Raw genomic sequence first — 11,534 nt, forward strand, 5'->3', positions numbered from 1 at the left:
GGCGCGGCGGCAACCGGCACGTCCGCCACCACGGCAGCCGCAGGCTTTTCCGCCTTGGGCGCGGCGGCAACCGGCACGTCCGCCACCACGGCAGCAGCGGGTTTTTCCGCCTTGGGCGCGGCGACCGGCGTTATGTCCTTCGCTTCTACAACCGGAACCGCTGCTTCGGGCTCAACCGGGCTCACCGCCGCGACAGCCCGCGTCTTGACCCGGGTCGGAGCGTCCGCCGCACGCACCGCGACAAAGGCCCGCGTCACCTCCGACGGCAGCGAGGCCGCGGCCTGCAAAGCATGAACCTGCGCCATAGGCGCATTGTAAGCCGAACGCGCGAAAATCTGGGCAATACGCAACTGGTTGCTGACTGCATAGCCCAGCGCGCGCATCACGGCGGCCTGAGCATGCAGCGGGGAGAGAATCGAGATCATCATGGTATCACTCCGGAAAAATCGGGAAAAAGCGCCGAGCGAAGACGCCGGGCGACACAGGGCCTGCCCCGGTCGGATTGGTTCAGAGATGGTACGCCGCGCGCCATTCCACCGATCCCTTTCCTGCCCGGCCACGGCCAGCGCCGCCGGTTACCGAATCTTTGCTCGGGACCAGTATAGGACCAATTTATTTCGTCGCCGCAGAAAAATGCTGCGATGCGGCAATAATGCGCCGACAGGCCAGGGCTACCAATGATCTGCTCGCGTTTGCCGCGACACCGGTTCAGCCCACGTGGAACAGCGTGCCGAACAGACGCGGGTCCAGGCTGGCCGAAGCAAAGGTCGGGCCCTCGGTCAGAATCGACACCGCATCGTGGCTGTGCAGGCTTTCCTGATGGCTCGCGATCACCCGGAAATCGCCGACATGATGATCAGCCTGCAACTCGGCACAGAACAGACGCGCCGCATCCTCGACAAAGATCGGGTTGGCGGCGTTCAGTTCGGCGAACGCCTGTTCGTCCTCGCGCTTGACCATCACTTGCGTCTCGGTCGGCACCGCCCGGCGGCAAAGCGCGATCAGATCCTCGAACCACAGGCAATCGGCATTGCAATCGACCACCACCGAAATCCGCGCCACAGACCGCTGCGAATGCGGCGTGGCCAGCTGGCCACGGGCCGAGCGCGCATGTTCGCTCAACTCCAGCGAACAGGGGCAGGTCGAGGAATAGACATAGTCGAGATGCATGATCTTCAGCCGCTCGCCGTCCTTTTCGACCAGCTCCAGCGCGATGTCGTAATACTGGTATCCCTCCAGCCCCGAGCGCAGGCTGCACACCTTGTCGGGATAGGAAAACCGCATCTGGATACGCGCGTCGAACGTGTCGAGATCGGTCATGTAATCGTCCAGCGCCGCTTCCATCACCTCGAAACTGAAGGTGCGCTCGGCATGCTTGTAGAACGACCGCATGATGCGGGACATGTTGATGCCCTTCTTCTCGGCATCGAGGCTCACCGTGCCGGTCACCGAGGTTTCCAGCGTCAGGTCGTCACCGCTCTTGCGGTGAAACCGGATCGGCAGGCGAAAATTCGAGATGCCCACATGCTGGATCTGCTGCTTCGCGCCCCGGATCAGGCTGGCCGGGCCGTTTTGCAGATCGGGCAGCGTGCTCCGATAGGCTTCGTCGGCCACGAAATCCGCCGGATAGCGGCGCGACAGGTCGGGATAGTTCGACGGCACGGAACCCGGCAGCAACCGGGCCACCGCCGGATCAAGCAAGCTGATCTCGGTCGAGCTGGCCTTGGCCGCCCAACGCCGCAGCACGTCCAGCGCCGCCTCGGCCTCTTCCCGGTCCGGGGTGGTGTTCACATCGCGAGGGTGAATGTTCATGCCGTGCTTCCTCGGTTGATCGCGTAGTCCATATATGAGACCTCGCAGGGTTCCAATCCACCCTGTTACGCTCAACATAGCACCATGGATGAGTTTTTCTGGCCGATTCGACCGGATCAGGGTCGAAAACCGGCGGCCGGCAGAACCCGGCAAAGCCTGGCGCCGCTGACAGATGGCCGATTTCCCTGTCGGCGGGTGCAACGGCTGACGGTCTCGGCACGAACCCCGACAGGACATCGCGGTTGCACGACATCCTCAACCGTTACCCGCTGGACCGCCTCGTGACGCTGCCGAAGCCTTTGCGACACTCGTCTGAGCAATGTGCAATCTCGCCCGGCGGGCGCACCGAACAGGCACAAGAGTACCTGGACGGAACACGGCAAAGGCAGCCGGACAGAGCCGGAAACCCTCGTCGCGATGGGCCCGGCCGCGCGACCAGGGTTCAGGCCTGCTCCAGCGCCTGTTGCAAATCCGCCAGCAGGTCGTCCGCATCCTCCAAACCCACCGAGAACCGGATCAGCCCCGGCGTGATCCCCAGCGCTGTGCGCTGTTCCTCGCTCAGCCGCTGATGCGTGGTCGTCGCCGGATGGGTGGCGATGGATTTCGCGTCGCCAAGGTTGTTTGAAATCACCGGGATCGTCAGCGCGTTCAGGAAGCGGAACGCCGCCGCCTTGCCGCCCTTGATGTCGAGCGACAGAACCGTGCCACCCTTGCCGCCCAGCTGGGTCTGCACCAGCGCGTTCTGCCCGTGGCTCTTCAGCCCCGGATACAATGTGCGCGCCAGCTTGGGATGCCCCTCCAGCGCTTCGGCCAGCCGCTGCGCCGTCTCGGCCTGCGCGTTGACCCGCGGCGCCATGGTCTCGATCCCCTTGAGCATGATCCAGGCGTTGAACGGGCTCAGCGCACCGCCGGTATGTTTCAGATAGGGTTCCACCGTGCCCCGGATGAACTCGCGGCTGCCGATGATCACCCCGCCCAGCGCGCGGCCCTGCCCGTCGATATGCTTGGTTGCGGAATAGACCACCACATCGGCGCCCTGCTGGATGGCGCGCGAAAACACCGGGGTCGAGAACACGTTGTCAACGACGACCGTGGCCCCCACCGCATGGGCGATCTCCGCCACGGCGGCAATGTCGATCACCTCCAGAGTCGGGTTCGACATGCTCTCGAAGAACACCGCCTTGGTGCCGGGCCGCACTGCCGCGCGCCATTGCTCCAGATCGGTGCCATCGACAAATGTCACCTCGACCCCATAGCGGGTCAGTATATTCTCAAGGATGTAGAGGCACGAGCCAAAGAGCGCCTTGGCCGAAACCACGTGATCGCCCGCCTTCAGCATCGACACCAGCGCACCGTTGACGGCCGCCATGCCCGACGCAGTGGCGAATGCGTCCTCGCCGCCTTCCAGCGCGGCGATACGCTCTTCGAACATTGCCACCGTCGGGTTGCCATAGCGGGCATAGATGAACTCGTCCGGTCCGCATTCGATGAACCGCGCCTCGGCCTGTTCGGCAGTCTCGTAGACAAACCCCTGCGTCAGAAAGATCGCCTCGCTCACCTCGCCCCATTGGCTGCGGCGGGTGCCGCCATGGACCGCCTGTGTGCGCTTGCTCCAATCCGTGCTCATATCCGTTCCTTTCGGCCCCGGAACCAGAAGGGCAAAGAAAAACCCCAATCGCGGTCAAGCGAAAGGGGGTCTTTCATCCTGACCTTTTAGCGGAGATGTTTAGCGTGGCCCGCAATCCGGTAACAAATCGCCACGTGGTCCCTGCTTGCGGATTTACGCCCCGCGCCTTTTGCCGTCAAGCCCCGCAACGGGACCGTCACACAGGCGTAATCTTCGCTTCATCGGACCGTCATAGGCTTGTGTCAGGGCAAAGCCACAAAATCTTGTGTGTGGGGCAAGCGGATGCCAATGATCAGGATCAACGTAAAGCAGGATGCCTTGCATCTGCACGGAACAATGCGGCCACTGGCTTCGGTGCTGGAGACAGCCCGCCGGGTCGATGGGCCGGTCATCGTGATGACGCACGGCTTCAAGTACCGGCCCGGTCACCCGCAGTCCTGCCCGCACCGGCACATCCTGTCGATGGAGCCCGAGGCGCTGCCCTGGCTGGCCCCCAGCTGGCCGCGCGAACTGGGGTTCGGCACGGTCGAGGGCGACGGGGGACTCGCCATCGCGCTGGGTTGGGACGGACGCGGCGCGCTCTGGCAGGCCCGCAGCCGGGCCGTCCGCGCCGGACAGGCGCTGGCCAGGCTTGTAGAGGGATTGCACCGGATGCGGCCCGACCGACCGATCCATTTCATCGGTCATTCCATGGGTGTGGAACTGGCGCTCGAGGCGCTGCACCTGCTGCCGCCCGGCGCGCTGCGCCGGATCATCTCGGTGTCCGGTGCGGTCTATTGCGGACGCGCGCAAGAGGCGCTCCACACCCCCGCCGGACAGGCGGTGGAATTCATCAATGTCACCAGCCGCGAGAACGACCTGTTCGACTGGCTCTATGAACGGGTTGTCGCCCCGCCGCGCCCAAGCGACCGCACGATCGGCGCCGGGCTCGACCTGGCCAATGCGGTGACGCTTCAACTCGACTGCTCCGACACGCTGCACCACCTTGCCCGCCTGGGTCTTCCGGTCTCGCCACCGCAGCACCGGGTCTGCCACTGGTCGGGCTACATGCGCCCCGGCGCGCTGAACCTCTATCGTCACCTCCTGCGCCAACCGCAGCACCTGACGCTGGAATTGCTGCGCCATGGCCTGCCCGCGCAACCCGCGCCACGCTGGTCACGGATCCGCGCATGGTCCCCGGCCCGGACGGACTTGCCCTTTGCGCCGAATGCCTCATGATCCTCTGCGCCACCAGCGCGGAGAACACATGAGCCAGCCCATCGAGCTTTACTACTGGCCGACCCCGAACGGCTGGAAGATTTCCATCGCCCTGGCCGAAATGGGCCTGCCCTACACCCTGCACCTGGTGAACATCGGCAAGGGCGACCAGTTTGACCCCGCGTTCCTGAACATCGCCCCCAACAACAGGATGCCCGCCATCATCGACCCCGACGGACCAGACGGCGCGCCCATCTCGGTGTTCGAAAGCGGCGCCATCCTGATGTATCTCGCCCGCAAGACCGGCCGCTTCCACGGCCGGACCGAACGCGAGCGGATCGCGGTCGAACAATGGCTGATGTGGCAGATGGGCGGCGTCGGCCCGATGGCGGGCCAAGCGCATCACTCCCTGAAATACGCCCCCCAGCTCGACCCGCCGCAGGACCTGCCCTATGCCAAGGACCGCTACCGCAGCGAGGTGGCGCGGCTCTACGGCGTACTCGACCGGCGGCTGGCCGCAAACCAATATGTCGCGGGCGATTTCTACTCCATCGCCGACATGGCGATCTGGCCCTGGGCTTCGCTGTGGAAGGGTCAGCAGCAAACCCTTGACGACAAGCCGCATTTCGCGCGCTGGCTCGACACCGTCGGCGCCCGCCCCGCGGTGCAAGAGGGCCGCGGCCTGAGGAACGATCTGCGCGCCGACCACCGCGACAAACAGGCCCAGAACCTGCTGTTCCGGCGCTGACACACCCGCCGGACCCGCAGCTTCATCTTTTCGAATATACTCCGGGGGTGTCGCCCCTCGGGCGACGGCGGCAGCGCCCAGTACACCTTCATCGTCCGCTTGTTCGGTCGGAGTGGCGCCTGAAACTTCCCTTATGTTGCTTCGGCACCCGCTACCCTTCGACCCGCACCGACACCAGCCCCAGCTTGCGCGCGGCGGCCAGCGACAGGATACCGCTGTCCAGCCCCTGCGGCTTCTGATAGCGGCGGATGGCGGCCCGGGTGCGGCTGTCCATCTCGCCGCTCACTGAACCCCGGTACATCCCGCGCGCGGCCAGCGCCCGCTGGACCGAGGCGATGAAATCCGGCGTCATGTCCTGCTGGCAGGGGGTTTCGAACCAGGTCTCCTTGCGCTCGCGCACGATCGCCTGCCGGGTCTCGGTCTTGTAGATTGCCGGGCGCAGCACGCGGCCGTCCGAGTGCACCTCGGCCGGCTGCATCAGCACCTGGTGGGTGACTGTCTCGATGACCGCCGGCGTCACATGCTTGCCCCAGCAGGTCCCCGGCGCCGCCCCTGGCGGGGCCACCGCAGTGAACCGGCTGACCTCGGGTTCGGCCAGCGCCTCGACATCCGGCAAGGCCCCCGAACAGGCGGCCAGACCGGCAAGCGCAAATGCGCAGGCAACGCGGAAAACTCGGATCATGCTCGGGCCTCTGAAGGGCGTTTGGCCGGCACTCTAGCGCATTTCCGCCCCCGGCGCAAAGCCCGCCCCCGTCTCCGGACGGACCAGCAGATCGAGCATGTCCGAGATATCCTCGATCTTCTCGGCAATCACATGGGTAACCGAATGCGCCCGCTGCATCCGCCCCGTCACCCGCAGCATCCGCCCCGCGATCACCGCCCGGCGGAACCGCTCGTAGATCTTGCGCCAGACGATCACGTTGACCACCCCGGTCTCGTCCTCGAGCGTGACAAAGATCACTCCCTTGGCGGTGCCCGGCCGCTGCCGCAGGATCACCAGCCCCGCCACCGCGACCCGTGCGCCCTCGGGCGGCAGACCCAGGTCGCAGGCGCGCAGGCAGGCCGGCGGGCGCGGCCAGGCGGGGCCGGAGTGCCGCGATACGGGAACCGGCCGATGGTCTGACAGGGGAATCCTCTGCATTTCCCTCACCCACGAATCAGGAACAAAAATAGAACATTCAAGCAGAAAGTCCAGAGTCGCCGCAAGGGGTCGCAAATGAGGCTGGCATGCCCTAGATGGCTTGTCTAAGGAGTTTGCGGAACGTCACAGAGGAATACCCGAGCGATGGCAAGGATCACCTATATCGAGCACAACGGCACCGAACATACCGTCGAGGTCGCCAACGGCCTGACCGTGATGGAAGGCGCGCGCGACAACAACATCCCCGGCATCGAGGCCGATTGCGGCGGCGCCTGCGCCTGTTCGACCTGCCATGTCTATGTGCATCCCGACTGGGTCGAGAAACTGCCCGCCAAGGATGACATGGAAGAGGACATGCTCGATTTCGCCTACGAGCCCGACCCGGCCCGCTCGCGCCTGACCTGCCAGCTCAAGGTCACCGACGCGCTTGACGGCCTTGTGGTGCAGATGCCCGAAAAGCAGATCTGATGGTTCGGGCAATGCGCGGAGGACCGGAAACCGGTTTGCCTTCCGCCATTGCGCAACTGTCCGGCAGGGCGCCGCGCCCGCCGTCGCTCCCGTGGCCCGCGCTGGCCCGCGGCGCAGGGCTTGCCCTGTGCCTGTGGCTGGCCGGGCAGGCGGCCGCCGCCTGCGAGGCCCGCCATCCCGAACGCGGCCTGCCCGGCCGCGCCGCCGAGGCCGCCTTCTCCAACCGCACCGCCGCCGGCCGGCACGAAGCCTGGGCCCCGCGCGATAACGAGTTGCGCCTCCATGCCGCCTATGTCGTGGAAACAGACGAATATGGCCATGGCGTGCTGGGGGCGCTCCGCGACGCCAAGGCGCTGACCATCCACGTCAGCCGTCCCGGCGATCCCCGCATCACCTGCCCCGCCGAGGCCAGCCTGCCCGCCGGCCATGTCTTCGAGGACATCGCCCCGCATCTGGCCGATCTCGACGGCGACGGAATGCCCGAGGTGATCGCGGTGCGCAGCACGGTGACCGATGGCGCGCGGCTCGAGGTCTACGACCGCCGCGCCCGCCTCTTGGCCGCGACGCCCCCCATCGGCACCCGCAACCGCTGGCTGGCGGTGCTGGGTGCCGCCGATCTCGACGGCGACGGGCATATGGAGATCGCCTATGTCGACCGCCCGCACCTGGCCAAGACCCTGCGCATCTGGCGCTACCGCGACGGGTCCCTGACCGAGATCGCCGCCCTGCCCGGCCTCAGCAACCACCGGATCGGCGAGGAATACATCACCGGCGGCCTCCGCGACTGCGGCACCGGGCCCGAACTGGTGCTGGCCAGCGGTGACTGGGGCCAAGTGTTACGCGTCCGTCACGCGAACGGGTGGCAGGTCGAGCCGCTTGCCGCCTTCAGCCCAGAGGCGATGGCCGCGACGCTGGCCTGCCAGATCCCCTGACCGCCCGCCGCCTCTAGGGCCCCGAGCGCACGATATGCTGCCCCTCGATATCGCCCAGCGACTGGAACAGCGCGGCGGTATTGCTGACCCCGAACTTCTTCAACAGCCGCGCCCGGTGCACCTCGACCGTGCGATAGCTCAGCTCCAGTTCGCGCGCGATCTCCTTGCTGGTCATGCCCTCACCCAAAAGCGAATAGACCTCGCGCTCGCGCCGGCTCAGCGGCTGATAGCGGCGGATCTCCGACAGGTCGGCAAAGGTCCAGACCGCGCGGCCCAGCGGATCCTCGGGGGTAAAGGTCTGGCCCCGCACCCGGCACCAGAACAGCTCGCCGTCGCGACGCCGCATCACCCGCTCGTCCCAATACAGGTTCCCCTCGCCCAGCTCCTTGTCGCCCCGGTGCAGGATATTCTGGAATTCCTCGTCCGAGGGGTAGAGAAACACGAACAAGCGGTCCAGCAACTCCTGGCGCTCGTATCCGAACATCGAACAGAACCGGTAATTGACCTCGCGGATCACCCGCGCTTCGGTCACCACGATGCCCACAGGCACCCAGTCAAAGGCCAGCCCGCGCAGATCGCGCGTGGCATAGGCCTCGTCCAGCACGTCCTTGTCGATCGGTCCCGGCATCTTCCCTCTCCTCGCCCGGAATCATACGTTGCATCCCCGGCAAAAGAAAAGCGCCCCGCCTGCGGCTTCTTTCTGGTCCGAAATACTCCGGGGGAGTCGCCCTGCGGGCGACGGGGGCAGAGCCCCCTGCCGCGCTCAGAGCGCGCGCCAGCCGATATCGCCGCGGCAGAACCCGCCCGGCCAGTCGATCGCCTCGACCATGGCATAGACCCGGTCGCGCGCCTCGCGCAGGGTATCGCCACGCGCGGTGACGTTCAGCACCCGACCGCCAGTGGCCACGACCGCCCCCTCGCGCATCGCGGTTCCCGCATGGAAAACCATGTTGCGGCTGTCCTCGGGCAGCGCGTCGAGCCCCCGGATCTCGGTGCCCTTCTCATAGGCGCCGGGATAGCCGTTGGCCGCCATCACCACCGTGATCGCGTGATCGTCCGACCAGTTCACCTGCGCCTCGGCCAGCCGCCCTTCGGCGGCCGCATGCATCAGGTCCATCGCCTGCGCGCCCAGCCGCATCATCAGCACCTGGCATTCCGGATCGCCGAAGCGGACGTTGTATTCCACCAGCCGTGGCGCGCCGTCCCGGATCATCAGCCCGGCATACAGCACACCCTGGAACGGCATGCCGCGCCGCGCCATCTCGGCCATGGTGGGGCGCACGATCTCGTCCATCGCGCGCGCCTCGACCTCGGCGCTCAGCACCGGCGCGGGCGAATAGGCGCCCATGCCGCCGGTATTCGGACCGGTATCGCCTTCGCCCACCCGCTTGTGGTCCTGCGCCGACCCGATCGGCAGCACGTCCTCGCCATCCACCAGCACGAAGAGCGAGGCTTCCTCGCCCTCCATGAATTCCTCGATCACCACTTCCGCGCCGGCATCGCCAAAGGCGCCGCCCAGCATGTCGTCGATCGCCGCCAGCGCGGTTTCCTCGTCCATCGCCACGATCACGCCCTTGCCGGCGGCCAGCCCGTCGGCCTTGATCACGATAGGCGCACCTTGGGCACGAATATATTCCTTCGCGGGTCCGGCCTCGGTGAACCGCGCATATCCCGCCGTGGGCGCCCCCGCCGCGTCGCAGATCTCCTTGGTAAAGCTTTTCGAGGCCTCCAGCCGCGCCGCCGCCGCCGAGGGACCGAACACCAGCACACCTGCCTCGCGCAGCCGGTCCGCCACGCCCGCCGCCAAAGGCGCCTCGGGGCCCACGATGACGAAGTCGATGGCATTCTCCTCGGCGAATGTCGCCACCAGCCCGCCATTCATGATGTCGAGATCGGCACATTCCGCGATCTGCGCGATCCCCGCGTTCCCCGGCGCCACGATCAGCTTGTCGCATTTCGGGTTCTGCATCACCGCCCAGGCCAGCGCATGTTCGCGCCCGCCGCTGCCGAGAATGAGGATGTTCATCGGGTTCTCCCACGCATTGCCGTCGCGCGCGGTCTACCGCCCCGGCCTGCCCCCTGCAAGGGCGTCACCGTCACACCCCGCGCACCCGCCTCGCCCCGCGGCATGGAACCGGCCGGGCGCCCCCGGTCGGCAACCGCGCGCAGGTCCCGGGAGTCAGCGCAGGACAAAGGCCAGAACAGCCAGGCCCAGAACGATATTGACACCCCAGTACACCAGGATCAGCCGCCTGCGGCTGCTGAAATTCTTGGTCCGGTCAGTCATATTCGAAACGCTCCGTCAGGATGCGATGCCCGGCCACGCCTCGGGCGATCAGGTGATCCTCGACGGCACTCAGCATGGCCGCGGGACCGCACAGCACGAAAAGCCAGTCTTTCAGTTCTTCCGGACCGAAGTGACGATCCAGCACCCCCCCGTCGATCCATCCGGTTTCACCATGCCATTGCTCCGGGGGTTCCGACAGGACGAATATCGCGTCCTCGGCGTCCAGTTCCTCCTGCCAGGCAATCTGGTCCTCACGCCGATTCCCGTAGACGATCCTGACCTTGCGCGGATCGCCGGCAAGCCGGAGCTGTCTCAGGATGCCCAGCAAGGGTGCGATCCCGACCCCGCCGGCGATCAGGGCGATACCCGGCTCCCGCCGGCCCTCCACCGCCAGGCTGCCATAGGGACCGTCGACATGGGCGATGGTGCCGGGCCGCGTTTGCCCGATGGTCCGGGTGAAATCCCCAAGCTCCTTGATCATGAACGAGATCTCCGGCCCGCCGGCGGGCGCCGAGCAGATCGAGAACGGGTTCTCATTCAGCGTGAACGTGCTGTGGCCGACATTCAGCCAGACGAACTGGCCAGCCTTGTAGTCGAGCCCCTGATGCCCCTCCGGCTTCAGGGTCAGTTCCCATTGCCGGGGCGTCAGTTGACGGACGGACGAGACACGCCAGCGATGCGACATGGACCGCAACGGGACCAGCACGTACACGTAGACAAGCAAGCCTGCCGCCGCCACGGTCATCGCCAGCCATAGCCAGGACAGCGGCGGTTGCGATCCGTATCGCCCTGCGGAAACGGTATGATGCCACAGAAGGGCGGCAATCAGCAGCGCACCCACCCCATGCATCAGGCGCCAGGTTTCATAGCGGAAGTCGAGCTGCGACCGGCCCATCGCGAGAACCACGAGAGCAGCGAGCAGCAGATAGGCGCCAATACCGGAGGCCAGGCTGGCAAAGTCGGTCGTGACGGTCAACTGGCGCGTCGGGTCCCATGGTCGCTGCCCGCCAGCGGGTGTTCCCAGGTAGAGAAGCGGGTGCAACAGCGCGAGAACCAGCGCCGTGCGCGCCATGAGCTGGTGAAATCGCATGGTCACGTCCATGCCGACCGTGTTCGCGATGCTCTTGAACCGGCCGGACAGAACGAACTCTGCCAGCAATATCGAATAGGCAAGGATACCAAAGCCCGAGGCCAGTTCCTGGTGCCAGGACCGGGGCTCGCCTGCCAGCAACCAGGACACGCACAGAGGCAGTGTGACCGTTGCGACATACAGAATGATCAATAGGGCAGGCTTCACGGTCTCATCCTGTTCGGCATCAGTT

The 11,534-nt window shown here is 66.2% G+C and carries 11 protein-coding genes, 1 pseudogene and 1 riboswitch; of the genes and pseudogenes, 4 read left to right on the forward strand and 8 right to left on the reverse strand.

Going from position 1 to position 11,534, the window contains the following annotated elements; all coding sequences use genetic code 11:
- From BLT75_RS02350 to metZ, 3 genes and pseudogenes are all read right to left on the reverse strand, one after another.
- Positions 1–428, reverse strand: a pseudogene (locus BLT75_RS02350) (hypothetical protein); the annotation flags it as partial.
- Positions 429–708: 280 nt separating this feature from the next.
- Entirely contained in the window at positions 709–1,812 is a 1,104-nt protein-coding gene (folE2, locus tag BLT75_RS02355; RefSeq protein ID WP_093027375.1) for a GTP cyclohydrolase FolE2, read from the reverse strand.
- 442 nt (positions 1,813–2,254) lie between these two features.
- Positions 2,255–3,439 (reverse strand): O-succinylhomoserine sulfhydrylase, encoded by a 1,185-nt coding sequence (metZ, locus tag BLT75_RS02360; RefSeq protein ID WP_093028128.1) that lies wholly within the window; start codon positions 3,437–3,439, stop codon positions 2,255–2,257.
- Between the two features lie 66 nt (positions 3,440–3,505).
- Positions 3,506–3,583: riboswitch (SAM riboswitch) on the reverse strand.
- 144 nt (positions 3,584–3,727) lie between these two features.
- On the opposite strand from metZ, the gene BLT75_RS02365 reads away from it, so the two are divergent.
- Both BLT75_RS02365 and BLT75_RS02370 read left to right on the forward strand, forming a co-directional pair.
- Positions 3,728–4,657: a lipase family protein gene (locus BLT75_RS02365; RefSeq protein ID WP_093027377.1), complete on the forward strand. Its 930-nt coding sequence runs from the start codon at positions 3,728–3,730 to the stop codon at positions 4,655–4,657.
- A gap of 28 nt (positions 4,658–4,685) precedes the next feature.
- Positions 4,686–5,384, forward strand: coding sequence for a glutathione S-transferase N-terminal domain-containing protein (locus BLT75_RS02370; protein ID WP_093027379.1), 699 nt, complete (start codon positions 4,686–4,688; stop codon positions 5,382–5,384).
- 151 nt (positions 5,385–5,535) lie between these two features.
- Here BLT75_RS02370 and BLT75_RS02375 read toward each other — a convergent pair whose 3' ends face one another.
- Both BLT75_RS02375 and BLT75_RS02380 read right to left on the reverse strand, forming a co-directional pair.
- On the reverse strand, positions 5,536–6,066 hold the full coding sequence (locus BLT75_RS02375; protein ID WP_093027381.1) for a peptidoglycan-binding domain-containing protein: 531 nt from the start codon (positions 6,064–6,066) through the stop codon (positions 5,536–5,538).
- 33 nt (positions 6,067–6,099) lie between these two features.
- Entirely contained in the window at positions 6,100–6,525 is a 426-nt protein-coding gene (locus BLT75_RS02380; RefSeq protein WP_093027383.1) for an OB-fold nucleic acid binding domain-containing protein, read from the reverse strand.
- 144 nt (positions 6,526–6,669) lie between these two features.
- Here BLT75_RS02380 and BLT75_RS02385 point away from each other — a divergent pair, with 144 nt between their 5' ends.
- Both BLT75_RS02385 and BLT75_RS24285 read left to right on the forward strand, forming a co-directional pair.
- Complete coding sequence (locus tag BLT75_RS02385) at positions 6,670–6,993, forward strand: 2Fe-2S iron-sulfur cluster-binding protein (protein ID WP_093027385.1); 324 nt, start codon at positions 6,670–6,672, stop codon at positions 6,991–6,993.
- Positions 6,993–7,925, forward strand: a complete 933-nt coding sequence (locus tag BLT75_RS24285) for an FG-GAP repeat domain-containing protein (RefSeq protein WP_245706326.1) — start codon at positions 6,993–6,995, stop codon at positions 7,923–7,925. The genes BLT75_RS02385 and BLT75_RS24285 overlap by 1 nt, the downstream gene beginning before the upstream one ends.
- 13 nt (positions 7,926–7,938) lie before the next feature.
- Here BLT75_RS24285 and BLT75_RS02395 read toward each other — a convergent pair whose 3' ends face one another.
- The 3 genes from BLT75_RS02395 to BLT75_RS02405 all read right to left on the reverse strand — a co-directional run bounded on the left by BLT75_RS02395 (position 7,939) and on the right by BLT75_RS02405 (position 11,509).
- Positions 7,939–8,553, reverse strand: a complete 615-nt coding sequence (locus BLT75_RS02395) for a LuxR C-terminal-related transcriptional regulator (RefSeq protein WP_093027387.1) — start codon at positions 8,551–8,553, stop codon at positions 7,939–7,941.
- A 135-nt stretch (positions 8,554–8,688) separates the two neighbouring features.
- Positions 8,689–9,951, reverse strand: coding sequence for a phosphoribosylamine--glycine ligase (purD, locus tag BLT75_RS02400; protein WP_093027389.1), 1,263 nt, complete (start codon positions 9,949–9,951; stop codon positions 8,689–8,691).
- Between the two features lie 253 nt (positions 9,952–10,204).
- Positions 10,205–11,509 carry a ferredoxin reductase family protein gene (locus BLT75_RS02405; RefSeq protein WP_093027391.1) on the reverse strand — a complete coding sequence of 435 codons (1,305 nt, stop codon included), beginning with the start codon at positions 11,507–11,509 and terminating at the stop codon, positions 10,205–10,207.
- Between the last annotated feature and the right edge of the window lie 25 nt (positions 11,510–11,534).

This window comes from Ruegeria marina (assembly GCF_900101475.1).
Lineage (GTDB): Bacteria > Pseudomonadota > Alphaproteobacteria > Rhodobacterales > Rhodobacteraceae > Ruegeria_B > Ruegeria_B marina.